Source organism: Tatumella ptyseos (assembly GCF_030552895.1).
Lineage (GTDB): Bacteria > Pseudomonadota > Gammaproteobacteria > Enterobacterales > Enterobacteriaceae > Rosenbergiella > Rosenbergiella ptyseos_A.
The window spans coordinates 1,612,377-1,639,076 of record NZ_CP130649.1 but is presented as its reverse complement, the minus strand read 5'-3'; the positions used below and the strand labels follow the sequence as shown (position 1 = coordinate 1,639,076).

Annotated in this window: 21 protein-coding genes and 1 pseudogene; 11 read left to right on the top strand and 11 right to left on the bottom strand. The window is 46.0% G+C overall.

What is annotated here, in order from left to right:
- Positions 1 to 26 precede the first annotated feature (26 nt).
- The 4 genes from pspD (at position 27) to tyrR (ending at position 4,369) form a co-directional block, all read left to right on the top strand.
- On the top strand, positions 27 to 278 hold the full coding sequence (gene pspD, locus QJR74_RS07705; protein ID WP_441007603.1) for a phage shock protein PspD: 252 nt from the start codon (positions 27 to 29) through the stop codon (positions 276 to 278).
- Positions 259 to 1,650, top strand: coding sequence for a YcjX family protein (locus tag QJR74_RS07700; RefSeq protein WP_304371298.1), 1,392 nt, complete (start codon positions 259 to 261; stop codon positions 1,648 to 1,650). Before pspD ends, QJR74_RS07700 begins: the two co-directional genes overlap by 20 nt.
- On the top strand, positions 1,647 to 2,714 hold the full coding sequence (locus tag QJR74_RS07695; protein ID WP_304371297.1) for a YcjF family protein: 1,068 nt from the start codon (positions 1,647 to 1,649) through the stop codon (positions 2,712 to 2,714). Before QJR74_RS07700 ends, QJR74_RS07695 begins: the two co-directional genes overlap by 4 nt.
- A 101-nt stretch (positions 2,715 to 2,815) precedes the next feature.
- Positions 2,816 to 4,369: a transcriptional regulator TyrR gene (gene tyrR, locus QJR74_RS07690; protein WP_304371296.1), complete on the top strand. Its 1,554-nt coding sequence runs from the start codon at positions 2,816 to 2,818 to the stop codon at positions 4,367 to 4,369.
- 63 nt (positions 4,370 to 4,432) lie between these two features.
- On the opposite strand, the gene tpx is transcribed toward tyrR, so the two are convergent.
- Positions 4,433 to 4,936 (bottom strand): thiol peroxidase, encoded by a 504-nt coding sequence (gene tpx / locus QJR74_RS07685; RefSeq protein ID WP_304371295.1) that lies wholly within the window; start codon positions 4,934 to 4,936, stop codon positions 4,433 to 4,435.
- 162 nt (positions 4,937 to 5,098) lie between these two features.
- On the opposite strand from tpx, the gene QJR74_RS07680 reads away from it, so the two are divergent.
- Together QJR74_RS07680 and zntB are read left to right on the top strand one after the other, a co-directional pair.
- Positions 5,099 to 6,706, top strand: a complete 1,608-nt coding sequence (locus QJR74_RS07680; protein WP_441007602.1) for a peptide ABC transporter substrate-binding protein — start codon at positions 5,099 to 5,101, stop codon at positions 6,704 to 6,706.
- 79 nt (positions 6,707 to 6,785) lie between these two features.
- Complete coding sequence (zntB, locus tag QJR74_RS07675; RefSeq protein ID WP_304371294.1) at positions 6,786 to 7,769, top strand: zinc transporter ZntB; 984 nt, start codon at positions 6,786 to 6,788, stop codon at positions 7,767 to 7,769.
- Positions 7,770 to 7,998: 229 nt separating this feature from the next.
- Here zntB and ttcA read toward each other — a convergent pair whose 3' ends face one another.
- A complete protein-coding gene (ttcA, locus tag QJR74_RS07670; RefSeq protein WP_304371293.1) occupies positions 7,999 to 8,937 on the bottom strand; it encodes a tRNA 2-thiocytidine(32) synthetase TtcA in 939 nt (312 codons plus the stop codon).
- A 251-nt stretch (positions 8,938 to 9,188) separates the two neighbouring features.
- Here ttcA and QJR74_RS07665 point away from each other — a divergent pair, with 251 nt between their 5' ends.
- The gene (locus QJR74_RS07665; RefSeq protein WP_304371292.1) at positions 9,189 to 9,458 is read left to right on the top strand and encodes a putative hemolysin; all 270 of its coding nucleotides are present in this window, start codon (positions 9,189 to 9,191) and stop codon (positions 9,456 to 9,458) included.
- A 24-nt stretch (positions 9,459 to 9,482) separates the two neighbouring features.
- Here the strand turns inward: QJR74_RS07665 and QJR74_RS07660 are convergent, their stop codons facing one another.
- Positions 9,483 to 10,472, bottom strand: coding sequence for a 2-hydroxyacid dehydrogenase (locus QJR74_RS07660; RefSeq protein WP_304371291.1), 990 nt, complete (start codon positions 10,470 to 10,472; stop codon positions 9,483 to 9,485).
- A 147-nt stretch (positions 10,473 to 10,619) separates the two neighbouring features.
- Here QJR74_RS07660 and QJR74_RS07655 point away from each other — a divergent pair, with 147 nt between their 5' ends.
- Both QJR74_RS07655 and QJR74_RS07650 read left to right on the top strand, forming a co-directional pair.
- The gene (locus QJR74_RS07655) at positions 10,620 to 13,241 is read left to right on the top strand and encodes a YdbH family protein (RefSeq protein ID WP_304371290.1); all 2,622 of its coding nucleotides are present in this window, start codon (positions 10,620 to 10,622) and stop codon (positions 13,239 to 13,241) included.
- Positions 13,238 to 13,411, top strand: a pseudogene (locus QJR74_RS07650) (YnbE family lipoprotein); the annotation flags it as partial. The gene QJR74_RS07655 and the pseudogene QJR74_RS07650, both read left to right, overlap by 4 nt.
- Before the next feature lie 93 nt (positions 13,412 to 13,504).
- Here QJR74_RS07650 and QJR74_RS07645 read toward each other — a convergent pair.
- Positions 13,505 to 14,098 (bottom strand): FMN-dependent NADH-azoreductase, encoded by a 594-nt coding sequence (locus QJR74_RS07645; RefSeq protein ID WP_304371288.1) that lies wholly within the window; start codon positions 14,096 to 14,098, stop codon positions 13,505 to 13,507.
- Positions 14,099 to 14,345: 247 nt separating this feature from the next.
- On the opposite strand from QJR74_RS07645, the gene hrpA reads away from it, so the two are divergent.
- Positions 14,346 to 18,248, top strand: a complete 3,903-nt coding sequence (gene hrpA / locus QJR74_RS07640; RefSeq protein WP_304371287.1) for an ATP-dependent RNA helicase HrpA — start codon at positions 14,346 to 14,348, stop codon at positions 18,246 to 18,248.
- A gap of 13 nt (positions 18,249 to 18,261) precedes the next feature.
- On the opposite strand, the gene QJR74_RS07635 is transcribed toward hrpA, so the two are convergent.
- The 5 genes from QJR74_RS07635 to rstA form a co-directional block, all read right to left on the bottom strand.
- Positions 18,262 to 19,074: a trypsin-like serine peptidase gene (locus tag QJR74_RS07635; protein WP_304371286.1), complete on the bottom strand. Its 813-nt coding sequence runs from the start codon at positions 19,072 to 19,074 to the stop codon at positions 18,262 to 18,264.
- Positions 19,075 to 19,323: 249 nt separating this feature from the next.
- Entirely contained in the window at positions 19,324 to 19,782 is a 459-nt protein-coding gene (asr, locus tag QJR74_RS07630; RefSeq protein ID WP_304371285.1) for an acid resistance repetitive basic protein Asr, read from the bottom strand.
- A gap of 125 nt (positions 19,783 to 19,907) precedes the next feature.
- Positions 19,908 to 21,392: a carboxypeptidase M32 gene (locus QJR74_RS07625; protein WP_304371284.1), complete on the bottom strand. Its 1,485-nt coding sequence runs from the start codon at positions 21,390 to 21,392 to the stop codon at positions 19,908 to 19,910.
- Positions 21,389 to 22,711, bottom strand: coding sequence for a two-component system sensor histidine kinase RstB (gene rstB, locus QJR74_RS07620; RefSeq protein WP_304371283.1), 1,323 nt, complete (start codon positions 22,709 to 22,711; stop codon positions 21,389 to 21,391). Before rstB ends, QJR74_RS07625 begins: the two co-directional genes overlap by 4 nt.
- The gene (rstA, locus tag QJR74_RS07615; protein ID WP_304371282.1) at positions 22,708 to 23,436 is read right to left on the bottom strand and encodes a two-component system response regulator RstA; all 729 of its coding nucleotides are present in this window, start codon (positions 23,434 to 23,436) and stop codon (positions 22,708 to 22,710) included. The genes rstB and rstA overlap by 4 nt, the downstream gene beginning before the upstream one ends.
- A 161-nt stretch (positions 23,437 to 23,597) precedes the next feature.
- On the opposite strand from rstA, the gene QJR74_RS07610 reads away from it, so the two are divergent.
- Complete coding sequence (locus QJR74_RS07610; protein WP_304371281.1) at positions 23,598 to 23,996, top strand: hypothetical protein; 399 nt, start codon at positions 23,598 to 23,600, stop codon at positions 23,994 to 23,996.
- A gap of 47 nt (positions 23,997 to 24,043) precedes the next feature.
- Here the strand turns inward: QJR74_RS07610 and QJR74_RS07605 are convergent, their stop codons facing one another.
- Complete coding sequence (locus QJR74_RS07605) at positions 24,044 to 25,435, bottom strand: basic amino acid/polyamine antiporter (RefSeq protein WP_304371280.1); 1,392 nt, start codon at positions 25,433 to 25,435, stop codon at positions 24,044 to 24,046.
- A 212-nt stretch (positions 25,436 to 25,647) separates the two neighbouring features.
- On the bottom strand, positions 25,648 to 26,601 hold the full coding sequence (gene ydgH, locus QJR74_RS07600) for a DUF1471 family protein YdgH (RefSeq protein WP_304371279.1): 954 nt from the start codon (positions 26,599 to 26,601) through the stop codon (positions 25,648 to 25,650).
- Between the last annotated feature and the right edge of the window lie 99 nt (positions 26,602 to 26,700).

Below are 26,700 nucleotides of genomic sequence, written 5' to 3'. Positions count from 1 at the left end.
AGACAAACGGATTATAAAGTGAGGGTATGATGAATAAACAATGGAAAGACTCAGCAAAACGGCAGGTTAAGCCTGCCTTAAAATCAGTGGGTAAATTTGTACTCATCAATGCTGTAACTTTTGGTCCGGCGGGTGTTGCTGGCTGGGCGGTCAAATCAGTCAGTAAAAAACCCGTAAGACTGTTTCTTGGTATGGTGCTGGAACCAGTTTTAAGTAAAGTGATGAAAAAAATTTCCGCTAAATTACTGAAAGAGCAGCATGAAAAAACTCCAAAATGAGGTGATGTCTTGGGTACAACGCAGCGTAGACCAGCACCTCTGTCTCGCTGTAACAGGGTTGAGTCGTAGTGGTAAAACGGCCTTCATTACGTCTCTGGTTAATCAGTTACTCTCTACTCATCATGGTGCGCGTTTACCGCTCTTCACCCCACTGCGTGAAGGGCGGATCATTGGCGTAAAACGGGTTCCCCAACGCGACCTAGCTACGCCAAGCTTCAGCTACGATCGTGGGATTGCGCAGCTTTACGGACATCCCGCGAGTTGGCCTACGCCCACACAGGGGGTGAGTAAAATCGAGTTGGTTATTCGCTACCGAACTCAGCATGCGCTTAAGCGTTATCTTAAAGAAACCTCCTCACTGCGCCTTGAAATTATCGATTATCCTGGTGAGTGGCTGCTCGACTTACCGATGCTGGGGCAGAGCTATGCGCAGTGGTCTGCACAAATGCGTGAACTGCTAACGGGACAGCGTGCAGAGTGGGCATCGGATTGGCAGGCAGCCTGTGCTGACTTGAATCCTCAAGCGCCAGTCGATGAATTATTACTGGCAGAAATTTCCCAGCGTTGGACAGATTACCTTCACCGATGCAAAACCGAAGGTTACCACTTTATTCAGCCGGGTCGTTTCATCTTACCCGGTGAAATGGCGGGCGCGCCCGCACTACAATTTTTTCCTTGGCCATTTGACGAATTTCCAGCTGAACTTACCGATAGCCGTAAGGCTTCGATCTTTTCGACGTTAAAACAGCGCTATGATTTTTACTGCCAACATGTAGTGAAGAAATTTTATAAAGAGTACTTCGTAAAATTTGATCGCCAAATTGTGTTGGTGGACTGCTTACAGCCGCTAAACCGAGGAGCCAACGCCTTTAACGATATGCGCTTAGCGCTAACACAGCTGATGCAGAGCTTCCACTATGGCCAGCGCTCGTTGATCCGCCGACTGTTTTCTCCAGTAATAGATAAGCTGCTCTTTGCGGCGACTAAAGCGGATCATGTCACCAGCGATCAACATGCCAACATGGTCTCTCTGCTACGTCAGGTGACGCAAGCCGCTTGGCAGAATGCAGCATTCGAAGGGGTCAAAATTGAATGTTTAGCCTTGAGTTCAATTCAAGCCACCATCCCTGGCGTCATTGAACACCAGCATCAACAGGTGCCTGCATTAAGAGGGCGTCGATTACCCGACTATCAACCGGTCTCGCTCTACCCAGGTGAAGTGCCAACTCAGCTGCCTACCGCCTCATTTTGGCAACAGCAGGGCTTTAGGTTTGAGAACTTCACCCCTTTAGAGATGGACGCAGACAAGCCATTACCCCATTTGCGGATGGATAATGCGTTAGATTTTTTATTGGGAGATAAACTGACATGACGGGCAAGGACGTTAAGCCACGTATCGACTTTGTTGACACACCCGTGGAACCGAGCGCAGAAAAGATTAAAACCTCTCATCACTTTGATGAAGTACACGCAGAGCAGCATTTTATTGCGCAAGAATCTGACCCTGCGGAGGAGATAAATGAGGTTGATGAGATTAGCTTAGAACAAAGCTTACGCCCAAAATTTCCTGTCTGGGCGCGTCTATTGCTGTTCGGGATTCTTATTTTATTGGTCAGTGGTATGGCGCAGTTAGTCCAATCAATAATCACCGCGTGGCATGATAAACAGTGGTTTACGCTTGGGATGGCGACCGCGGGTGTGATGATCGTCTGCGCTGGATTGAGTGCGCTACTGGCTGAAGTCGCACGATTACGACGTTTAAAAAAGCAGATGCATATTCACCAACAAGCGCAAACATTGTTATCGAGTCATCGTCATCAACACGCTGTCGCGTTCTGTGAATCCTTAATTAAGGATGCCAGGTTGCCGGTTGATCACCCGGCAGTAATACAATGGCGGGCAGCGTTAGATCCCTCATTGAACGATAAAGAGGTCATCACCCTCTATTCGACGCTAGTCCAACCGACTTTCGATAACCAGGCACGTCGTTTAATTCGTCAAACGGCTACTCAGTCAGCCATCATGATTGCCGCAAGTCCTTATGCGTTTGTGGATATGGGGTTGGTGGCTTGGCGTAGCTTACGAATGATTAATCAAATCGCTAAACTCTATCAGGTTGAACCTGGCTATTTTGGGCGAATAAAATTACTCCGAGCCTTATTAGTCAATATGGCTGTCGCGGGAGCTACAGAGTGGGTGCAAGAAAGTAGTCTCGATTGGCTTTCACAAGATTTGGCCGCACGGCTTTCAGGGCGGGTCGCCCAGGGCGTGGGTATTGGATTATTGACTGCACGCTTGGGGATAAAAACCATGTCTCTCTGCCGCCCCATCCCGTGGCCAGAAGGAGAGGCGCCAAAAGTGAGTGAGTTCCGTCGTGGATTAATCGCCGATCTTGGTGAGAAATTTCGTCAACGTAAACCGAATCGACCATCTTAGGGTCAATACGCATAAAAGTGTCAACTTTTCCTGACAGAAAGATTCTGCTTTAATTCGTCCTGGCGTATACTTAAAGGATTAAGCTGTCGGGGAGAGTTGAAATGCGCTTAGAAGTACAATGCCAAGATCGTCAAGGATTGGTTCACGAACTGTTAAACTTATTAGTTAAACGCAATATTGATTTATATGGTATTGAAATTAGCGAAAGTTATACGGTTTATTTGCGATTTAGCTCAGTCAATTTCGATGATTTCAGTGGCCTCATGGCGGAAATCCGGCGAACCCCTGGGGTTGTCGATGTTCGTCGTGTGAGCTACATGCCCTCAGAACAGTCTAAACGCGCGTTATATGCATTGGTTAATAGCTTACCCGATCCCGTACTCTGTACAGATATAAAAGGGCGTATTGAGCTGACTAATGCTGCGGCTCAGCAATTGTTTTCGCTGACTCAGCAGCCTTCTCATCAACTTTTAACTCACCTTATTCCGCACTTCGAACTGTCCGACGTTGCCTCCAAAAAGTCATTACCCTTAACGTTACAGGGTCGTGATTTCTTAGTCGAAGTCTGTCCACTTTTCTTGCCAGATGATGATACGTCAGAGGTCCACCAAACAGGCACCCTGGTGATGTTTAAATCCGTAACCGAAACTCATCGCGTAGCAACCCTTACTGATTTCCAAGCAGAAGGGGCCTTTAATCATGTCATTGCGGACAGCCCTAAGATGCGCCAAGTTGTACAGCGTGCAAAAAAACTGGCTATGCATGATGCACCCTTATTGATTGTTGGAGAAACTGGTACAGGTAAGGATATTATTGCTCGGGCATGTCATCAGCTTAGTCCTCGTCACAATCAGCCTTTTTTGGCCTTGAATTGTGGTTCATTACCTGATGATGTTGCAGAAAGCGAACTATTTGGGCATGCGGCAGGCGCTTATCCTAACGCATTAGATAGCCAGAAAGGCTTTTTCGAACAAGCGGCGGGGGGATCAGTATTCCTCGATGAAATCGGTGAGATGTCGCCAAGCCTTCAAACTAAATTGTTGCGCTTCTTAAATGATGGGACCTTTCGACGAGTGGGAGACGAGCATGAGGTCCATGTGGACGTACGTGTTATCTGTGCGACGCAAAAAAACCTGCAGGAATTGGTTGATTTGGGCAAATTTCGAGAAGATCTCTTTTATCGGTTGAATGTGTTGTCTCTACAGTTACCAGCGCTACGTGAACATCCTCAAGATTTGATGGCGCTAACCAGTTTCTTTGTGGCGCGTTTTGCCCATGAACAGGGGATCGCAGTACCACGAATAGCTTCGACACTCGCTGCTCACCTATCACGATACCATTGGCCAGGGAATATTCGTCAGTTGAAGAACTGTCTGTACGCGGCAATGACACAATTTGAAGGTGACGAATTACGACCCCAAGATGTCATGCTGCCTAGTATTACACCAGATAACGATGTCGATATTTTACAACTTGAGGGCACTCTCGATGAGATTAATGGACGATTTGAACGTTCTGTCTTAACTAAGCTTTATGCCAATTATCCGAGTACTCGTAAGTTAGCCAAGCGCTTAGGTGTATCGCATACAGCGATAGCCAATAAATTACGTGAATACGGAGTGGGCCAAAAAAGTGGAGAGACTAAAGAGTCGTAAGTCTTTATCATTTAACGGCCATTAAGAAAAGCAGGCCAAGCAGAGGATGCTTGGCCTGTAAGACTATTTTAAGCTGCTTAATGCTGCTTCATAATCCGGCTCTTGAGCGATTTCAGGAACCAGTTCGCTGTAAATCACTACATCATTCTCGTTTAAGACTACCACGGCACGTGCAGTCAGACCTGCGAGTGGTCCCTCTTTAATATCCACACCCCATGCTTCTTTAAATTCTGGATGACGGAAAGAAGATAGCGAGGCGACATTATCCAGTCCATCTGCCGCGCAAAAGCGAGACTGAGCGAAAGGCAGGTCTGCTGAGATGCACAGCACGACAGTATTCGTTAATTCTGACGCGACTTGATTAAATTTACGGACAGATGCTGCACAAACGCCGGTGTCGACGCTTGGAAAAATATTGAGTACCTTGCGTTGGCCTGCGTAGGCGCTTAAACCGACATCTCCGAGGTCTTTGTTGGTGAGCGTCAAAGCAGGAGCTTGACTGCCCGCGCTTGGAAATTGACCGGCGACAGCAATGGGTGAACCTTTTAGCGTAACGGTTTGCGACATGATAGTGTCCTTGAATCGAATGATATATTCCTAATCAGTAGGAACATTAATGAGTTAACCCTACTTTTATGACATACTTTTAAGGTTTAATCGAGAGCTGAAATTCGAATTGGTCCTTTGAACCCTGACAGTGAGTTTATCCGAGATTAAGGAATATCGCCTATGCGCCGTCAATTAAGTCTTACCACCCTCTGTGTCGTCCCGCTCTCTATGGTGTTGAGTATGTCGGTCAGCGCGGAGACGTTGGCCCCCCATCAAGAAATCGTGCGTCAAATAAAAGATGAGCCTGCCTCACTTGACCCGGCACAGGCCGTCGGGCTGCCAGAGATTCCTGTTCTGCGAGATTTATTTGAAGGACTTACCAACCAAGACGAGCAGGGGCATCCGGTACCAGGTGTTGCATTAAGCTGGCAAAGCAGTGATCAAAAAATCTGGCTTTTTACGCTACGAAAAGATGCTAAATGGTCTAATGGTGATTCTGTCACGGCGAAAGATTTTGTATATAGTTGGCAGCGCATGGTCGATCCGAAAACCAGCTCACCTTATGCTTGGTTTCCTGCACTGGCTGCAATTCAAAATGCTGCGGAAATCACTGCTGGTAAAGCGCCTTTAGCAAGTTTAGGGGTGGTCGCGGTAGATGACTACCACCTTAAGGTGACGTTAGCGCATCCCGTAGCGTGGTTTCCGGTATTAACGAGTAGTTTCGCGCTTTATCCTGTTCCGCAAAAAGCCATCGCTGAATATGGTAATCAATGGACATTACCGGGGCACCTAATCGGTAATGGGGCATATCAGTTAGATAAACACATTGTAAATGAACGAGTTGTCCTAACTCGTAATACCCATTACTGGGATAATGCCCATTCAACTCTCGATAAGGTAACCTTTATTCCGCTAAACGATTCCGTCACTGCAACGCATTGGTATCAGGCAAATAATATTGATGTTACTGAGTCTTTCCCTAAAAATCGTTATCAGAACCTAAAGCAAGCCCTGCCTGGCGAAGTCTATACTCCTGCGCAGCTGGGTACCTATTATTATGCGTTTAATACCCATAAAGGGCCCACTGCAAATGTGAATGTTAGAAAAGCACTCTCTTGGAGTATAGATCGGCAAATTATTGCAGAGAAAATATTGGGAACGGGGGAAAAACCCGCATGGTATTTTACCCCCGACATCACCCAAGGCTTCGCCGCGCCGACGTTGGCCTATCAGCAACTTAACCAAGCTGAACGAAACCGCCAAGCAAAATTGCTGCTAAACGCCGCAGGTTACGGACCGACTCACCCTTTAAAACTCAGCATTCTCTATAACACATCGGACAGTAATAAACAGATAGCAATTGCCGTGGCATCGATGTGGAAAAAGAATTTGGGCGCGGAAGTCAGCTTAGTGAATCAAGAGTGGAAAACCTATATCGATAGTCGTAAACAGGGTAATTTCGATGTAATCCGTGCTTCCTGGGTGGGGGATTATAATGAGCCTTCAACTTTTCTCTCATTATTGACATCACAGCATACCGGTAACATATCAGGTTTCGCTAACCCGGCTTACGATGCTTTATTGAATAACGCTAGCATGGCCACAACCCCAGCCGCACGACAAGAAATCTATGCTAAGGCTGAACAGCTGATTGCTGACAATGCGCCGATTGCACCCATCTATCAATACACTAACGGCCGATTAATTAAACCTTGGGTTAAGGGTTACCCGATTAACAACCCTGAAGATGTCGTCTATAGCCGGCAACTCCGTATCGATAAGCATTAATGAAATTTTACGTATTAGGTCACAAACGACACGTGACTTCACCTACACTCGAAAGAAACATGAGAGAAAGGGAACTGTTTTGAGCTCAATTGATATCAGCCAATTGCACGTGCCTGACGCCATCATTGCTTGTCAACTTGATGGTACAGGTGGAATGTTACCTATTGCCGCAGCCGGGGAGGTGGGGCCAACCAAACCCTGTTGGGTTCACTTGGATTATTCTTCAACCGTTAGTAGGGATTGGTTACAATCCACTCCAGTGATCCCTGATACGGTGCGTGATGCGTTGGCGGGTGATAGCCTGCGACCGCGTATCAGTCGGCTTGCCGACGGTTTTATGTTGGTATTACGCAGCATTAATCACAATGATAATGCGCGACCTGATCAGCTGGTAGCGGTACGTGTTTTTATTAATGGTAATTTGATTATCACCACCCGTAAGCGTAAAGCCCGTGCCATTGATACGGTCTGGGAGGACTTACAAAAGGGCAATGGGGCAGAGAACGCCGGAAATTGGATTGTCGAATTTTGTGATGCACTCACTGAGCAAAGCGGCGAATTCATCGAACAATTGTATGATCGGATTACCGCACTCGAGGATGCCTTACTCGATGGCAAGGTGCCAGCGCGCGGTGAAATGGCTTTATTGCGTAAGCAACTTATAGTCATGAGACGGTATATGGCCCCTCAACGTGATGTGTTTGCGCGTATTGCTAATGAGAAATTCACATGGATGGCGGATGAAGACAGACGCCTCATGCAGGATATTGCCGATAGATTAGGGCGTGGATTGGAAGATCTTGATGCGGGTATCGCTCGTACTGCCGTCATCAGTGATGAAATCGATGCGTTGATTGCCGAGTCGATGAACCGTCGTACCTATATTATGTCGTTAATGGCAATGGTCTTTTTGCCGGCGACTTTCCTTACTGGGCTATTTGGCGTCAACCTTGGCGGGATACCGGGGGGGAGTTGGCATTATGGATTTGCTGTATTCTGCATTCTCCTCGCGGCAATTGCTATTGCGGTAACGCTTTGGTTGAAGAGTCGTAAATGGCTCTAACGGAAGTCGGACTAAAAGGTGATCTGAATCAAAACGCTTGGGAGACCGTTGGGGCATACTTCTTTCCGCAGGTGAATGCAACGTCAAGCGATGGACGTTGTGCTCCACATTGTCTTACATTTTGAATTAAAGCATAGCGTAATTGATTCTCATGACCCCGGCACCTAGGAAACTAGGGCCGGTTTTTTTTTATGCGTAAAAAAGGGAGGCATCTGCCTCCCTCAATCATTTAGCTTAGCTCGATAATATCGAGTCGGTCGATTGACCGCGGCTCATCATCGTTATCTTCTGGTTGCCAGCCGGTAGGGGTGGTCGGTAAGGTATCGCGGTCAAAGGCTAAATCGCCGCCTTCCACGACAGGACTTCCATGCGTAACCGCCTGGAAGTCGAATAATGTCGTATCGGCCATATGCGAAGGCACGATATTCTGCATTGCACTAAACATAGTTTCGATCCGGCCCGGATAGCGCTTATCCCAATCACGTAACATATCGCCAATCACTTGGCGTTGCAGATTTGGCTGGGAGCCGCATAGATTACAAGGGATAATCGGGAACTGTTTAGCCTCAGAAAAACGAATAATATCTTTTTCGCGGCAGTAAGCGAGAGGGCGAATTACAATGTGTTTTCCGTCATCGCTCATTAGCTTAGGTGGCATCCCTTTCATTTTTCCGCCGTAAAACATATTTAGGAATAATGTTTGGATGATGTCATCGCGGTGATGGCCCAAAGCAATCTTAGTACAACCCAATTCGGTGGCGGTACGGTAGAGAATACCGCGACGCAGACGCGAACATAAAGAGCAAGTTGTTTTCCCTTCAGGGATCTTCTCTTTCACTATTGAGTAAGTGTCTTCCTCAACGATCTTATATTCAACGCCCAACGATTCAAGGTATTCAGGGAGGATATGGTCTGGGAAGCCAGGTTGCTTCTGATCGAGATTGACAGCGATGAGAGAAAAATTGATTGGCGCGCTTTTTTGTAAATTGCGCAGAATTTCGAGCAGGGTATAGCTGTCTTTACCGCCGGATAGGCAAACCATAATGCGATCGCCTTCTTCAATCATAGAAAAATCAGCAATCGCTTCACCGACGTTGCGACGTAAGCGTTTTTGTAATTTATTGAGGTTATATTGCTGTTTACTAGTAATTTCGGGATTGAATGACATTAAGCGAGTACCTGAATCAAAATTCTACGAGAAAGTCGTTGGGCAGTGGTTAAACGGGTCATAGTTCAACGCGCGGCGAAGTCTAGCATATTTCTGGGTCTAATCAGAAGTATTGCGACAAAACTCTTTTAAATTCTCGTTTAACGGCTAATTGTTAAATTAAATCGTAAAAAGTTATGTATTAGCTCGATTATTCGCGATAACTCTGACATATTTTCAAGCTCTTGCCTATCGTCCCTGGAGCTTACCGAATGAAAGTTGTTTCCTCACTGATTGCGGCTACCGTAATGTTATTGGCTGGTTGCTCGAGCCACCAGCCTGCAGAGCCTGAACAGCAAGCGACCGCTGCACATATTCAGCCAGTGCATATGTCCGTTATCGCCTCAGATAACTGTGCTATGGCAGGTGGGTCGCTCGCTTATGCTCGCCAACTCGATGGTAGCCGTGTTGGGATGTGCCAATTAGTAAACGGTAAGCGTTGCAGTGAAACGGCACTCATGAGTGGTCATTGCGCACGCTAAGAGTATCTCTTCGCGTGCAGGGGGTTATCGCACCGCGTTGTCGCACGATTGCCCGGAGAATATTTGCGATAGATTCGTCAATGTTGTCAGGGCAATACTGGAGAGTGCTTCTTGGGTAAGGAAAGCTTGATGTCCAGTAAATAAGACATTATGGCAGGCCGATAGGCGGCCAAAAATATCATCTTGAATGATTTCGTTCGACTTATCTTCAAAAAAAAGTTCCCGCTCATTTTCGTACACATCCATTCCTAATGCGCCGACTTTGCCCTCTTTCAACGCCTCGATCGCGGCGGAGGAATCAATTAAACTGCCTCGACTCGTATTGATGATCATTACTCCTTTTTTCATTTTTTCGAAGGCTCGAGCATTCAATAGATGGTGATTATCGGATGTCATGGGACAGTGCAGTGAAATGATGTCTGAGCGTTGAAGTAACTCCTCTAAGCTCGTATAGGTAGTCCCATAGGTCTCTGCTTCAGCATTAGGATAAGGATCAGTTGCCAGCAGCTCCATACCGAAACCACGTAAAATGCGTAAAGTGGCGAGGCCTATCTTGCCAGTGCCGATAATTCCTACGGTTTTACCGAACATATTAAAACCGGTTAATCCTTCGAGTGAAAAGTTACCTTCTCGAGTGCGTTGATACGCGCGATGGATTCGACGGTTAAGACACATCATCATACCGATAGTATGCTCGGCGACTGCTTCAGGGGAATAAGCGGGGACACGTACAACATCGATCCCTAATTGATGTGCGCTAGGCAAGTCGATATTATCAAAACCGGCACAGCGCAGCGCGACCACACGAATACCTAGACGATGTAATTCCGTTAAAATAGGTCCATCGCATTCATCGTTAACAAAGAGACAGACAGCTTGATGGCCTACTGCGTTTTTAGCCGTTTCCGCAGTGAGTCGAAAGTCAAAGAAACTGAAAGTATAACCGAACTGTTTATTCACCTCATTGAGTACTGCCTGGTCATAGCTCTTCGTACTATAAACCGCAATTTTCATAGTTTTTTCTCCAATAGAGACCGGTGATGTTATACTTCGAGCGGTATGATTATATTTTGCGCTACATCATACTATTAGACGTAAACTAGTAAAAATAATTAATGAGTTAATGGGATTTGTTAAAAGCGTTATAAGGGATAAGGAAATATGTCGTTAGCGTTACGCTATATCTTATTTGCTGTAGCAATAGTCATCATAAGCCTTGTAGGAATTGGGCTCACCATTAACCAATGGTCGACGTTGGTCGCACAACATTTTCTACCCGACGGCGTGACGATTGAAAGACAAAGTCGTTTTTCATTATCACTAACCCAACTTACCTTACCTTCCTTTACTCTGAACGTACAGGGATGCCAACTTGCCCAAGCCTCAACCCCCCGTGTTGCTTTAAGCCGTTATCCGTTAAAGATAACAGTGGGTAAATTGACCCTTAATAGTGATTGCTTTAAACAGTGGCCTTCTTCATCGAACTCTGAAAGTAAACCCTTGAGTCTTCACCAGTTACAACAGCAGATTCCAGGAATAGATGTTGATATCGCTTCATTAATCATTGAGCCTTGGCAAACCTATCAGGGCGCACTTCATTTCACATCATCTGGAGCCCATCAGCAACTGACTTATCATGGTGAAACGCTGAGTGTAGACGCTGAGCTGACTGGCCAGTTGCTTAACCTCAAAAAGGTTACCTTCGCGCATCCTCTAATGACTCAGCCCTTAAATTTGACAGGGAAAGTTAAACTCGCCGATGGGGTGACCACTATTCCTGATGAGGCAAATTTGCAGGGCAAGTTGGTCTTGGCAAGCTATCCTCATCCTCTTGACGTGACAGTGTCACGTAATTCGCAGCGAGGGGAACTCTTAGTCAAAGATTCAACGGCCGAGCAACCCTTATTAAATGCACCTTTCTCGATAACGCCTGATGAATTTCGAATTGAAAAAGGGACCTGGTCTTGGCCCGTACCTCAACAAAACCTTAGCGGCTTTTTCTCACTCTCTGCTCAACATTGGCAACAAGGTTTTGAACAGACGTTACTGACAGGGCGTGTCAACGTACTTACCCAAGGACGAGGGGGGAAAGGAAATGTTGTCTTGACATTGGGGCCAGGAAATTTATCGCTATCAGACAATCACTTCCCATTACGCTTAACCGGTACTGCAAAGTTACAAGACCTACAATTTTATGCGGGACTTCCGGCTGCATTAACGGGAGCACTACTTGACCCGGCGATTCATTTCCAACCCAAAGCGTTATTATTGATGCGCGGTGAAATTCTTCCAGGTTGGGAAGTTGATGAAGCGCGATGGCCTATAGCTGGCGTACGTTTAACTCAGCAAGGTTTCAGCGGCCTATTACAAGCTAACTTCATGGTAAGAAATGAACGAAGTAGTTTTTACCTTCTGCACCTTGCAGGTATGGCTAATCAATTTTTACCCGATAAGGGCCGATGGGATTGGCGTTACTGGGGTAAAGGCATGATATTGCCACTTACCGCGAATTGGGACGTACAAGGGCGTGGATTCTGGCATAACGAAGAGATTACGTTGACCTCTCTCTCGACGGGTTTCGACCAGATTCGCTACGGCAGCATGTTGATGCAAAAACCACGTATGACTCTGAAAGCGCCAGCACATTGGGTCACTCAACAGGATAAACGGCAGTTTACCGGTCAATTTGCAATTACTGCTGACCGTACTTTTTTCGGAGAGACGAGCCAGTTACCTACCGCGCAGCTTGATGTGAAGGTTGATGGGACGACTCCCGATCAGTTCGGTTTTAAGGGGCAACTGGTTGCCAATCCAATCGGACCTGTGCGAGTGATTGGCCGCAGGGATAATAGCCGCTGGTTAGGACGAGCATGGTGGCCGGAACAGCCGCTCTCAGTCTTTCAATCTCTAGCAGGCCCAACCAAAAGTGTTGCGCTGCGTTCAGGAAATATACGCGCCCAAGCTGCTTTTTCTCTCACAGAGAAAGAGGGTTTCCAAGCAGGTGGGCACTGGGTGGTGAAGGATGGCAATATCTGGCTGCCCAACTATCAGTTTAACGGCGTGAATTTTTCATTACCGTTTCGCTTCAGTGACCACCGCTGGCATTTTGGATTACGTGAACCGGTAGCCTTGTCGGTCGAAACCATCGATAATAAATTCCCGATGAGTCATCTGAGCGTTAAGTTGAAAGGAAGTTGGCCTTGGGATGAACAGAATCCGTTAACCCTTGACGATGCTTCGCTGGATATTTTTGGCGGGACGCTTTCCATGAATCAATTGCGCTTACCCCAGCATAAAAGCGCATTATTAGAAATAAAACATCTGGGAATGAGTGAGCTTATTACAGCTATTCATCCAAAACAAATTGCGATGTCGGGGAAAATTAGTGGCAAGTTACCTTTCTGGGTCGAAAATTCGCCATGGCTAATTGAAAATGGCTGGATCAAAGATGATAAAGGCTTAACGCTGCGGGTTGATAAAGATTTATTAGATCAAATTTTAAAAAATAACCTTGCTGCAGGGGCAGCCATTGATTGGTTACGTTACATGGAAATTTCTAAGTCCTATGCCACGGTCAATGTGAGTGCCAAAGGGGATATGGTGATGAAATCGCAGATCCATGGTACGAGTCGTTTCGATGACAAAAGACAGCGCGTTAACCTCAATTATCAACATACCGAAAATATCTTTATGCTATGGCGTAGTTTGAGCTATGGCGATAATTTACAGTCGTGGTTAGAGGAGCAAACTCGACTGCCTGCAAATAAGGAAAATGCACAATGAGATTAGGCTTCATTGTACTGCTTGGCGTTTCGACCCTATTAGTGGGTTGTATCCCAAAAATTGAAGTGGCGGCACCTAAAGAGCCGATTACGATTAATATGAATGTGAAGGTTGACCACGACATCACGATAAAAGCTGATCCAGAGGTGGAGCGACTTCTCAAGCAGCGACAAGCAGAAAAAACGCCTGAAAAAATGCAAGCCCCCGGTCAGTCCACAACAAAAAGCGCCAATTAAGGCGCTTTGTATTGGGAAACGACCGAATTACACTATTTGTTTAATTTCGGCTTTAGCTTCCTCAATCGCTTTAGCCGCAACCTCAGGACCATAGGCAATCCCTTCAGCTAAGATAGTTTTCACATCGGTAATACCAATGAAGCCAAGGAATAATGCAAGGTAAGGGGTCACTAAATCGGTCGGTGTATCTTTGTGGATGCCGCCGCGAGTGGAGAGTACAACCGCTTTTTTGCCAGTGACTAAGCCTTCAGGTCCGGTCTCCGTATAACGGAAAGTCACGCCAGCACGAGCAATCAAATCAAAATAGGTCTTTAATTGCGTTGAAATATTGAAGTTATACATCGGCGCAGCGAATACGATGATGTCATGAGCTTGTAATTCGGTAATTAACTCATCAGAAAGGGCTAGCGCCTGTTGTTGACGTTCACTCAGTGGCGCATCGCTTGGGCGTAAGGCACCTACTAATTCACCATCGAGCACGGGAATAGGGTTTGCCGCTAAATCACGAACTGTGACACTGTCACCTTTGGCGATCGCGGTTTCCGCATAATAATCGGCCAAGAGAGATGATTGTGAATACTCGGCGAGAATGCTCGACTTAAGGACTAATACTTTGCTCATGATATTTCCTTATGAAACGGTTAATTATCATTACTATAGGGGGAAAGGTGGCGAGAAAAAAGCTAATCTTTTCGATGCCTATCTTCAAAATTTCTGAATAATTCTCTTTATCGATAACCTCCGTCTCAGCGCCGTTACCGCCTGCCGTTTAACGCTGACTTATGCTATAATCCGAGCAATCGAGGCTTTTATTGCCTGGCACCAAATTGAACCCTACGTTGCTTACTTTTCAAGGTAATACCGTTCTATGTCTAAAACTGAATCGACGACTCTTTCCTCTCTGTGGACACGCAGCGAGCAGGTTTCATTTCGTGATCGTCAGCATTTGCGTCGGCGATTGAGGGGTATCGATAAGATTACTCGACCTGAGTCGCAACAGGCAGTCATTGATAAAATTGAGCAAGAACTCATTGCGGCTGAGCAGCGGATGGTGAGCCATGATGCCAGCCGTCCAGCTACTATTCATTTTCCCGACAATCTCCCGGTTAGCCAAAAACAACAGGCGATTGCTGAAGCGATCTCTCATCATCAAGTAGTGATTATTGCAGGCGAAACCGGATCAGGAAAAACGACACAGATCCCGAAAATCTGTCTGGCACTTGGGCGCGGACGCCAAGGCCTTATTGGCCACACACAGCCACGTCGTTTAGCGGCACGTACGGTGGCGAACCGTATTGCTGAAGAGCTTGGCACTTCCTTAGGGGGAGTCGTCGGCTACCGAGTTCGTTTTACCGACCAAATTTCGGATCAGACACATATCAAATTGATGACAGATGGTATTTTACTGGCCGAAATTCAACAAGATAAACGGTTGCTACAGTACGATACCATCATTATCGATGAAGCTCATGAACGTAGTCTAAATATTGATTTTCTATTAGGTTATTTACGAGAGCTATTACCCAAACGTCCTGATTTAAAAGTTATTATTACCTCAGCGACGATTGACCCAGAGCGTTTTTCCAAACATTTTGATGATGCGCCAATCATTGAAGTCTCGGGTCGTACCTATCCTGTCGATACCCGCTACCGGCCCGTTAGTGCGGAGAGTAGCGAAGGGGACCGCGACCAACTGCAAGCTATTTTCGATGCGGTGGATGAGCTCTATCGTGAGCCACCAGGCGATATTCTTATTTTTATGAGCGGAGAGCGAGAGATCCGTGATACCGCTGATGCGCTATCACGCCAGGGATTGCCCCACACTGAGGTTTTACCGCTTTACGCCCGCTTATCCAATAGTGAACAAAACCGTGTATTTCAAAGCCATACGGGACGTCGTATCGTTTTAGCAACAAATGTCGCCGAAACCTCACTCACCGTACCGGGTATTAAGTACGTGATTGACCCTGGCACTGCACGAATCAGTCGTTACAGTTACCGTACCAAAGTCCAACGGCTACCGATCGAGCCTATATCTCAAGCTTCTGCTAACCAACGGGCTGGGCGCTGTGGTCGGGTCTCCGAGGGAATTTGTATCCGTTTATACTCGGAAGATGATTATCTTTCACGTCCTGAATTTACAGACCCTGAAATATTACGGACTAATTTAGCCTCTGTTATTTTACAAATGACAGCGCTCGGTTTAGGCAATATCCAACACTTTCCTTTTGTTGAAAAACCCGATAATCGTAATATTCAAGATGGCGTGCGCCTATTAGAAGAGCTAGGTGCTGTTGAAAATTCGACGCAGAGTGTACAAAAACTCACAGCGTCGGGGCGCCAGTTAGCGCAATTACCCATCGACCCTCGTTTAGCCAAAATGGTGCTTTCGGCACAACAATTTGGATGTGTACGGGAAGCGATGATCATCACCGCCGCGCTTTCTATCCAAGATCCTAGGGAGCGGCCTGCCGACCGTCAACAGGCCTCTGATGAAAAACATCGCCGATTTGCCGATAAAGAGTCGGATTTTTTGGCGTGGGTCAATTTATGGGATTACGTTCAAGCGCAACAGAAAGCACTAACCGGCAACCAATTTCGCCGACAATGTAAAAGCGATTATCTTAACTATTTGCGAATTCGAGAATGGCAAGATATCTACACGCAATTACGGCAAGTGGTTCGCGAGCTCGGATTTTCTCTAAATAGTGAACCGGCTCCTTACCGCGAGCTGCACAGTGCCTTATTGAGTGGGCTATTATCTCGGGTTGGCCAGAAAGAGGTCGAAAAGGGCGAATTTATGGGCTCACGTCAAACCCGCTTCCACCTTTTCCCGGCCTCGAGTTTATTTAAAAAACCGCCCAAGTGGGTGATGGTAGCTGAACTGGTGGAAACCAGCAAACTGTGGGGAAGAATCGCCGCTAAGATTGATCCTGAGTGGATTGAACCGCTTGCGGGTCACTTGGTGAAGCACAGTTACAGTGAACCTCATTGGGAAAAGAAACAAGGCGCTGTCTCTGCTTTGGAAAAAGTCACGTTATATGGTTTAGCGATTGTTTCGCAACGTAAAGTCAATTATAGCAAAATCGATCCGGTGATCTGTCGTGAACTTTTCATTCGTCACGCCTTGGTTGAGGGGGAGTGGCAAACTACCCATCGTTTCTTTACTCATAACCAAAAGTTGCGTTTAGAAGTTGAGGATCTTGAGCATAAATCACGTCGACGAGACATCTTAGTCGATGATGAAACGTTATTTGCGTTCTACGAACAGCGAGTTCCGGCCGATATTATCTCGGTTCGTCACTTTGATAAGTGGTGGAAAACGGCTTATCGACAAGACCCGCATCAACTCGATTTTGATAAAACGATGTTGGTACGCGAAGGGGCGGGAAACATTGATGCGAACGACTATCCGAATAGCTGGCGACAAGGTAACGTGCAATTACCACTCACTTATCAATTTGAACCAGGTAAAGATGCTGATGGGGTGACAGTCCATATCCCGTTGCCGCTACTCAATCAGATCACTGAACAAGGCTTTGATTGGCAAATTCCAGGATTACGTAAAAGCTTGATCGTGGCGTTAATCAAATCATTACCCAAGCCAATACGGCGTAATTTCGTTCCCGCACCAGACTATGCTGACGCCTTTTTGGGCCGGGTAACGGACCTAAGCTTACCGCTACTCGAATGCTTGGAGCGTGAATTCCGGCGAATGAGTGGCGTCACTATTGAACGTGAAGCGTGGCAAGTAGATCAGGTTCCGGATCATCTTAAAATAACGTTCCGAGTTGTCGATGGGAATAAGAAAATCCTACAAGAGAGTAAGTCTCTAGCGGATCTCCAGCTGCAATTGAAAGGTAAGGTGCGTGAAACACTTTCTAAGGTCGCCGATGTAGGCCTAGAAAAGCAAGGCGTCACGGAGTGGAACTTTGGCGAATTGCCTCAAACGTTTAGCCGTAAACAAGCAGGTTTTACCTTGAAGGCGTGGCCAGCGCTGGTTGACGAGAAGCAGAGTGTCGCCATTAAGTTATTCGACACCGAAGCGGAACAACAACAGGCTATGTGGCAGGGACAACGGCGGTTATTACTACTCAATATTCCTTCGCCCATTAAATATCTGCATGAGAAGCTTCCTAATAAAGCGAAGCTTGGACTCTATTTTAATCCTTATGGTCAAGTCCTACAGTTAATTGATGATTGTATACACTGTGGGATCGATAAGATTATGGCAGAGCAAGGAGGGCTGGTGTGGGATAAGCAGCATTTCGAGGCGTTACGTGAAAAAGTTAAAGCCGAATTAAACCAGACCGTGGTGGAGATTGCCCAGCAAGTTGAGCAGATCCTCTCTACCGTGTTTGCGATTAATAAGCGACTTAAAGGGCGTGTCGATATGGCCTTAGCCTTAGCGCTGAGCGATATTAAGGCGCAGTTATCACACTTGGTCTATCCTGGCTTCGTAACGCAAAATGGCTGGGAAAAACTTTCCGATACCTTGAGGTACTTACAGGCCATTGAACGTCGCTTAGATAAACTTCCTGTTGATCCGCACAGTGATCGCGCAAGAATGTTACGGATACAGCAGGTTGAGCAAGCTGTTCAACGTTACCGAAATAAACTGCCTAAGGCTGAACAGCACAATGATACCGTCATGGCGGCTCGCTGGATGGTTGAAGAGTTAAGGGTGAGCCTCTTTGCTCAGCAATTAGGAACACCCTATCCGGTATCAGAAAAGCGAATCACGCAATTACTTGAAGAGACGCCGAACTGATACTCGCTGTGACTTACTGAACATTATTGGTCAGCGTCGATATTTTGCCATTAAAAGAGCTTACTGCGATGGCACGATTATCGGCGCGATAACGATCTTTAGCTGAAGGCGCTGAGCTCTGCACACCAATGATTTGCCACTGGTTATCGCGATTTATCATCAACGGTGAACCGCTATCTCCGGGTAGTGTGTCACACTGATGCGATAGTACAGCCGTTTGTGACCAGCCAGTAATTTTACAGCCAATATGGGCAAAAAGATTATCTAGATTATCGGCAGGATAACCCGCTTGCGTAACCTGGTTATTCACAGAATTTAACGCTGAAATCAACTTTTCTCTATCCCCATCGAAAAGTGGAATAGGCGTAATGGCAGAAGGAGGATTATGTAGGATGACGACTGCGTAATCAGAGGGTGCGGCTTTAGCCGGCACAATCCAACCATCACCAGCAGCCTTCAATTTCCCGGCCAAACCTGGTGCAACTTTGGCATCTATGTCATGCAATTCGTACACCCAGCCTTTTTTTGTCGTAATAAAACGCAAAGCCACTGGAGGATCAAATTTACCTGGTGGGGCGAGTAAGCAGTGTCCAGCCGTTAAGGCGATATGGGGAGAAATTAGGGTAGCAGTACAGAGATTACCACTTTCTGTTTCTAATTGTCCGATTGCATCCCAAGGATGATTCTGAGGTTTATCAATCTCTACACGATGATCTTTGCCGAAAAAGAGGGTTTTAATCTGTGCTGCACTAGGGGTATCGTCATCTGCATAGGCTTGAAAATGACAGCAGAACAGGGCAAAAAAACACAATCTTTTGAAGCGCATAATGTTCTCAATAGCAGCATAGAAATCTATAGCGACACTATAGACGTATCAACTAAGAAAAGGGAAGGTAATTGTCACAGAGTGGAAGATGTTAGACGAAACAACATGCAGCCATAATGCCGCAAACAATAACGGTTAGAAGAATTATTTCATAACGGTAGCGGCGCATCATGGACAAACTCCCGTAAAGAAACACCCGGCATAACCGGGTGTTTAAACACTTTAACGCTAGTAACGTTTAGGATTCACTTATTTTTTAGTGACTTTCTTAGCGTGGTGTTTTTTAGCTGCTTGCGCTTTTTGCGCTGCAGCAGGTTTTACTTTCTTAGCGTGGTGCTTTTTAGCTGCTTGCGCTTTTTGCGCTGCAGCAGGTTTTACTTTCTTAGCGTGATGCTTTTTAGCTGCTTGCGCTTTTTGCTCTGCAGCAGGTTTTGCTTTCTTAGCGTGGTGCTTTTTAGCTGCTTGCGCTTTTTGCGCTGCAGCAGGTTTTGCTTTCTTAGCGTGGTGCTTTTTAGCTGCTTGCGCTTTTTGCTCTGCAGCAGGTTTTGCTTTCTTAGCATGATGCTTTTTAGCATTGTGCTTAGCAGGTGCTGCAGTAGTTGTAGTCTTAGCAGCGGAAGCTGCTGGGGTAGCTGTAGTGTCTGCAGCGAAAGCTGCTGAAGAGATACCCATAGCCGCGGCAACTACCAGTGCGAAAAGCTTTTTCATTTGAATTTCCTCAATATCACATTATCGGATAGCCCACTGCGGAGCCGGTAGAATCACTATATGAGGAATCTCGTAAACTGTCCGTTGGTGATTGGTATCGGTATGTAACGGTATGTACATGTCAGCTAGATACCTAAGTAACGGCGTTCTAAATGCTGCTTAAACCATGTAGGATTCAGGGTTTCACCTGTCGCCTGTTGCATCAACGCATCAATAGAGTATCGGCTGCCTTGACGCCAAATATTTTGGTTAAGCCAAGCGAAAATAGGTTTTAACTCCCCAAGCGTGATCGCTTCTTCAATACTCGGGAGTTGTTGCTGAAGGCTATTAAAAAGCTGGGCAGCATACATGGCACCTAAAGTATAGGTCGGAAAATAGCCAAAGGAACCATCTGTCCAGTGTATATCCTGCATACAGCCATCACGATAATTGCCCGCAGTACTGATACCCAAATAACGCTGCATTTTTTCATCCCATAATTCAGGAATGTCAGAGACTTCAACCTCACCATTGATAAGTGAGCGTTCGATTTCATAACGCAAGATTACGTGAGCGGGATAGCTGACTTCATCGGCATCTACGCGAATAAAGCCAGGACTCACGTGTTGAACTTGTTTCACTAATTCGTCAAGGGAAAGATCAGTGGCGGCGGTTAAATGCTGGCAAATAAGAGGGTGCAGATGACGTAAAAATGACTGGCTTCTACCGAGCTGCATCTCTAAAAAAAGACTCTGTGATTCATGAATGGCAGTTGAACGTGCCAATGCAATAGGTTGGCCTGGCCATTGTTTAGGCAGATTCTGTTCATAGCGTGCATGTCCGGTTTCGTGAATGACCCCCATCAAGGCGCTCAAGAATTCACTGGTATCATAGCGCGTAGTGATGCGTACATCGGTCGGTACTCCACCACAGAAAGGATGGGCGCTAATATCGAGACGACCATGGTCGAAATTGAAGTCCAGCAGTTGCATGACCGACTCTGCTAGGGCCTTTTGCTGTGAAATAGGGTAGATACGCTGTGTGGGTAAGGATGTGAGAGAGGGCTGTTTTGCGACAACCTGTTGTAGCAGCCCGGGCAACCAACTAATAAGTTCTCCAAAAAGCGTATCGAGTCGTTCGCTGGTCATTCCTGGTTCATAGAGATTAAGCAGCGCATCATAGGGCGTACTCCCTTGTGCTTGCGCTCGCAGCTGTGCCTCTTGCCGTGATAATGCTACAACAGGGATTAAGTTCTTCTGAAAACCTTGCCAATCATTTTCAATTCGCTGCTGACGCCATGCTTGTTCGCAACGGCTTCCCGCTAGAGCCTTAGCTTCAACTAATTCTGTCGGCAGTAAAGCCGCATCAGTATAGTGGCGAATCATTTCATTAAGGTTTGCTTGCATATCGCTCTCTAAGGATTCTTGTTGAGCCTGAGCAATAAGCTCCGCCGTGCTATCTTGCACCAGAATTTCATGATGCATTACGCTAAGTTCTGCTAGTGCTTCGCCTCTGGCGTCGCTACCGCCACTTGGCATCATGGTTTGCATATCCCAACCGGCGATAGCGGCGAGATGATCGAGACGGGACAAGCGTTGAAAACGTTCTGTTAGAGCTTGATAGGCTTTCATAAATTATCCTTGCGTGCGGTAAGCAGTGAGGTATCTGGAGTAAAGGTATTAAGTGGCCAACTAAAGCGTAAACAGGCCCCTCCTAAGGGGCTACTTTCTGCGCGAATCGAACCTTGAAAAGCTTGCGCGATGGAATGGACAATCGCTAGCCCTAAACCACAACCGCCCGTAGCACGATCACGGCTCGGATCAAGACGTACGAAAGGTTCAAAGATCTTGGCTCGTTGCTCGGCGGGGATACCCGGTCCATCGTCTTCAACTTGTAAATAGCCATGTTGCGCGTCAAACCATAGACTGATACGTAATCGTTGCTCGGCATAACGTAGCGCATTATTGACTAAATTATCGAGTACACGTTCCATTAAACGATTATCAGTGACATGGTTTGCCGACTGAGGCGGGACGTCTAATTGAATCGTTTTATCAGCACGGATAACGCGAAGATCATCGACCCATTCTACTAACCACTCCCGCAAGTCGATCTGTTGTAATGACAAAGCCACTTGCGGTCGATCAAGGCGAGCAAAGGTTAATAACTCTTGGATTAAGGCCTCAAGTTGCCCGATATCACGGTTTAAGGCGGTCGACTCAGCTGATGATAAGTTGTCGCTCATTGCCAATCGATAGCGTAAACGTACTAATGGAGTCCGTAATTCATGGGCTATACCATCAATTAACAGTTTTTTACTCGCCACCAGGTCTTTAATATTATCGGCCATTTGATTGAAGGCGATGCCTAATCGATAAAGGCTGGAAGTACTCTCGAATTGTGTACGCGCATCCAAGTCACCGTCACCAAATCGTTGTGCCATTTTTTCCAACTTTAACATTTCTTGCCAGTGAGGCCGCATCCAGATGAATACGGGTAGGGCTAAAGACATCGCTATGAACGTTAATAATAGAACGTCTAGCATTCTCATCTGATGAAGAAAGAAGAGATAAGGTATTGGACCGACCGATAAAACATAATGGCTGCGAGGAATATGTTGAATGAAGGTATATTGGTCATCTAAGGCAACAATTTCCCCTGCATGCAACCGGCGCATCTCCGCATCCGGTAATTGATAGTTAGTAAGGGGTTCAATGTGAAGTTTAAATGAGAGGTTGAGGTCAAGATTATCGACAGTGCTATTCCAATCTTTAGGCGGTATTTCACGTAATTCACTGCGCATCAATGACAGTGAACTCGCCATCAGATCGTTCATGGATTGTCGGCCTGCACGCTCCGCTGTCATTTTATAGACAAGCCCTACTAATAAAGTCATGACAATGAAGCAAACAAAAAGCAGTAGGTAGAATTGAATGAATAATTTTTTCATTCTGAGTTGGTTTCCCACGCTTGGGGGGCAAAAAGATAGCCTTTATTACGAATCGTTTTAATACGAAAAGGCTCAGTCGCACTATCGTAGAGTCTCTTACGTAAGCGAGAAATGGCTACATCTATACTTCGGTCCATTCCGTCATAGCTTACCCCACGTAGGGTTTGTAATAATACATCGCGGTTCAATATCTGCCCGGCATGACTTGCCAACTCCCACAATAGATCGAAATCAGCGGTAGAAAGGGAGATAATTTCCCCGTCTAGAATGACCTGGCGGTTAGCCATATCAATGGTAAGCTTGCCAAAACGCATAACGCGACTTTGTCGAGCCGGGCTTAACCGTTCTTCTGTAGTGGTGATAGGTTGGCTTTGACGTAAATGCAATCGTAATCGAGCCAGCAATACCGCAGGAGGCGTCGTTTTGAGTATATAGTCATTAGCGCCAATTTCGAGCGCTAAGATGTGATTCATATCACTGTCTAAGGAGGTTAACAATACAATTGGGCCTTGCCATTGAGTGCGTAAATCTCGACAAACCGACATCCCATCCTTACCTGGCAGCATGATATCGAGCAACACCAAGTCAGGTTTTTCGGCGAGGATAGTCGCTTCAGCTTGATCACCACGTGTTTCGATAATAACCTCAATATCGTGTTTTTTTAAGTAGGCGGAAATTAATTCACCCACTTCAATTTCATCTTCAACGTAAACTATTTTATTCATTTTTAACAAAATTCTTTTTTATTTAACAATAAAACAACGTTACTGGAAATTATAGCTACGTTATCACGAAAAAGGCATCTCTTGCTGGTATAATAACGTAATTATATGCGACTATAAGCGCCGCAGAGATATGGTTTAAACGAAGAATACTGGGGGATGATGTGCCGACGCCATCAACATCAACAATCGATAATAATGATGCTATTTCATTTAATTACAGCAGCTTACTCTCAGCTTCATGTAAGAAGAAATGGCGTTTCGTCGATGCGATCTACGGTGTTCTTCCTATCTTTGGTGTAGTGACTCGTAAATCTGCCCATAATAATCTAGAAACTGCTGAATATTTTAAAGAACTGGCGCTGCAAATAATTTCGACACAAGTGAGTGACGAAATGAATATCTCTCGATTATTAGTGCTTGCTGAACAGCAGAATATTAAACACTTTACTATTCAATTGCCTTATTCACTTTCCGAACACCAAATTGCACTCATTTATGCGGAATATCGGAAATCAGTTTCTTTGCATCAAGAAAATGATTATTTGCACGTCCACTTCTAATTACCTTCAGAGATAAAGGCCATCCCTTTTGGGATAACCTTATCATGTTATAACCGACCTATACCGATAACTACCGCCAGTATGATAATCGCGCCAATCAGCACTTTATCTGCTTTGCGCAGTGTGTAATCCTGACGATGTTGCCATCCAGCATAAAGGAATACTAATAGCCCCGGCGCATAAAGCGTTAACGACATCATTAAATGTTCGAAGCCTGATGCGTAGAGCAACCAAATACCATAGAGGGTGGCACCAATACCGATAAGGAGTGATCGGTAGCTCTGCGTTTGATAACTGATTTTAGCTAAGAACAAGCCGACCAACAGATAGGGGACTAACACCATTTCTGAGGCGATAATTAATAGTGTGCTGTAATCAAGATGAAATAACGCAATTGCAATCAAACAAATCTGAACACTGATATTGGTCATCCATAAACTACCGATTGGCGCATCCGCAGCGTTCTGTTTTGCGATCGCTTTAGGAAATGCGCCGCGTTTAGCTGCAATAAAAGGTATCTCAGCTGCCATAATCGTCCAGCTTAAGTAAGCACCAGAGACCGAGAGAATAATTCCCCCTACAATAATCCAATATCCGTAAGGACCCACCATTTCGACTAATAATCCGCCCATCGAGGGATTCTTCATCGTGGCGAGCGTTTCTCTTGGAAGGATCCCAAGCGAGAGTATTGTCACTAATAGGTAGACAATCAGCGCTGAGATCACCGCAAAAAGCGTTGCCTTACCGATATCATTTTTATTTTTTGCCCGGCCAGAGACCACCACAGCGCCTTCAACACCAATGAATACCCATAGGGTAATCAGCATCGTCTGCTTCACCTGCGACCAGACAGGGAGGTGTAATTGAGAGCCTGAGAAATCAAACGTAAATTGATGATAATCGAAGTGAATGATCCCCAAGACGATGAAGAGGAGTAGGGGAATAAGTTTACCCAGGGTTGCGAGCAAATTGATACTGGCCGCGGTTTGTACACCCCGCGCGATCAATGCATGAATAATCCATAACAAAATAGATGCCCCGAGCATCGCTTGCCAGGTATTTCCGTCCCCGAACACTACATGTCCTGAAGAATCGGTGAAAAAGCTTAAAGCAGAAAATACGACAACGAGATAAGAGACATTGGCGATGACTGCGCACAACCAGTACCCCCAAGCTGAGAGAAAACCAATCGTCTTTCCAAAGCCTTCTTCGGCATACGTAAAGATCCCCCCATCCAAATCAGGTCGTAATCGTGATAAATAAAGCATCGCGGTCGCTAAAAAGAGGATACCAACACCGGTTATCGCCCAACCAATGATTAATGCTTCAGAGCCCGATACCTCAGCCATATTCTGTGGAAGACTGAATACCCCTGCGCCGAGCATGGAACTGAGGACTAATGCTGTCAGTGCGCCAACACCTATTTTCTTACCGGTCATAAATACCTACTCACTTGCTTAAAAGTCTCGATAAACTTACTAAAACAGCAGGTGATGCTAAGAAAATAAAACAACACAGCATATTTCGTGGATCGAGTTAGGGCGCTGATTCTACGAATTGAGGGGACACATTGCAATGAGTATAAATGCGAAAAAATGCTTATTTATGCAGAGGCTGTAGAAAAAAAAAGCACCCTAAGGTGCTTTAGTCGTTATTTGAACAGTTCTGCTGTGACAGTAAGATTACCGCCACTTTGGTTCTGCCATTGACGAGTAATATGGTAGTACTTCGCGCCTTTATCGGCTGCTCTGCGAGCGATAGCGGTCGACATCTCAGTTGGGTTACCAAAATGCGCTGTCATGGTTACTGTATCGAAAGGTGTCATCTGCGCTGCAGTGATATCGTTGACTTCTTGGATCTGGCCACCTTTAGGAAGGGGAACCGTATAGCGTTTATTGGTTGAGGTCTGTGTTTCGTAGAAACGGCCCACACTCTCACTTGCTGAATCTGAAGAAGCTACGCCTGGAATTTCGACTTTTTTGGCTGCTGCACCGCCTGCCGCAAGCGCTGCTTTACCCGCTTGTGAGTCGGCTGGAATCGCATCAGGGCTCTGTACGACACGTTGTGGTGCATCAGCTTTATAGACATAAGCAGTGACATATTGGTTGCCGCCGTTATTGGCAGCAATTTGTCGAATAATAAAGAAAGCATCGGCATTTTTGGCTTTTGCCGCACGAGAAATTGCATATTCAACCTGCGGCTGGCTAGGATAGAAACCTCGGATGCTGACCGTGTCATAGGGTTCTAAGCGATAAGCCTCTGCTTTAGGAAGCTCTTTGATACCGTTTATGTAACGGTATTGGGGCTCTTTCGGGGCAGGCGCTGAGTCAGGTAAGTAAAGGTCTGCAGTGATCCGCCAATTACCGCCATTACTGTTACTGTCGTGTACTGACACGACATAGAATCCTGCTGCACCAGCATCGTCTGCTCGTTTTGAGACGGCATTACTCACATCAACCAACGAATTAAAACGACCTGTGAAGTTGATTCTTTTGTAGGGCGCAAGTGATGCGGCTTTTTGAGGGCTAAATTCTTGAGCGGCGTAGGCAGTGGAAAGCCCGAGCGAAATGAGCGCTGTTGCTAAAACTGTAGCAGTAAATTTCATAAAACGTCCTTCAGCTTGCACAGAGAAAATTTATTGTTGATTGTTGAAGGGTGATTATTACATGGAAAGGACAAGCTGTCTTAGTCAATTGTTTGACAA

Coding starts and splice junctions, on each gene's coding strand:
- ttcA (WP_304371293.1), bottom strand. CDS start 8,937: ATGTCATTCAATCCCGAAATTACTAGTAAACAGCAATATAACCTCAAT.
- QJR74_RS07635 (WP_304371286.1), bottom strand. CDS start 19,074: ATGCGCTTCAAAAGATTGTGTTTTTTTGCCCTGTTCTGCTGTCATTTT.
- QJR74_RS07665 (WP_304371292.1), top strand. CDS start 9,189: ATGAAAGTTGTTTCCTCACTGATTGCGGCTACCGTAATGTTATTGGCT.
- ydgH (WP_304371279.1), bottom strand. CDS start 26,601: ATGAAATTTACTGCTACAGTTTTAGCAACAGCGCTCATTTCGCTCGGG.
- QJR74_RS07680 (WP_441007602.1), top strand. CDS start 5,099: ATGCGCCGTCAATTAAGTCTTACCACCCTCTGTGTCGTCCCGCTCTCT.
- QJR74_RS07700 (WP_304371298.1), top strand. CDS start 259: ATGAAAAAACTCCAAAATGAGGTGATGTCTTGGGTACAACGCAGCGTA.
- QJR74_RS07625 (WP_304371284.1), bottom strand. CDS start 21,392: ATGAAAGCCTATCAAGCTCTAACAGAACGTTTTCAACGCTTGTCCCGT.
- QJR74_RS07695 (WP_304371297.1), top strand. CDS start 1,647: ATGACGGGCAAGGACGTTAAGCCACGTATCGACTTTGTTGACACACCC.
- QJR74_RS07645 (WP_304371288.1), bottom strand. CDS start 14,098: ATGAGCAAAGTATTAGTCCTTAAGTCGAGCATTCTCGCCGAGTATTCA.
- tyrR (WP_304371296.1), top strand. CDS start 2,816: ATGCGCTTAGAAGTACAATGCCAAGATCGTCAAGGATTGGTTCACGAA.
- tpx (WP_304371295.1), bottom strand. CDS start 4,936: ATGTCGCAAACCGTTACGCTAAAAGGTTCACCCATTGCTGTCGCCGGT.
- rstA (WP_304371282.1), bottom strand. CDS start 23,436: ATGAATAAAATAGTTTACGTTGAAGATGAAATTGAAGTGGGTGAATTA.
- pspD (WP_441007603.1), top strand. CDS start 27: ATGATGAATAAACAATGGAAAGACTCAGCAAAACGGCAGGTTAAGCCT.
- hrpA (WP_304371287.1), top strand. CDS start 14,346: ATGTCTAAAACTGAATCGACGACTCTTTCCTCTCTGTGGACACGCAGC.
- asr (WP_304371285.1), bottom strand. CDS start 19,782: ATGAAAAAGCTTTTCGCACTGGTAGTTGCCGCGGCTATGGGTATCTCT.
- rstB (WP_304371283.1), bottom strand. CDS start 22,711: ATGAAAAAATTATTCATTCAATTCTACCTACTGCTTTTTGTTTGCTTC.
- QJR74_RS07660 (WP_304371291.1), bottom strand. CDS start 10,472: ATGAAAATTGCGGTTTATAGTACGAAGAGCTATGACCAGGCAGTACTC.
- QJR74_RS07655 (WP_304371290.1), top strand. CDS start 10,620: ATGTCGTTAGCGTTACGCTATATCTTATTTGCTGTAGCAATAGTCATC.
- QJR74_RS07605 (WP_304371280.1), bottom strand. CDS start 25,435: ATGACCGGTAAGAAAATAGGTGTTGGCGCACTGACAGCATTAGTCCTC.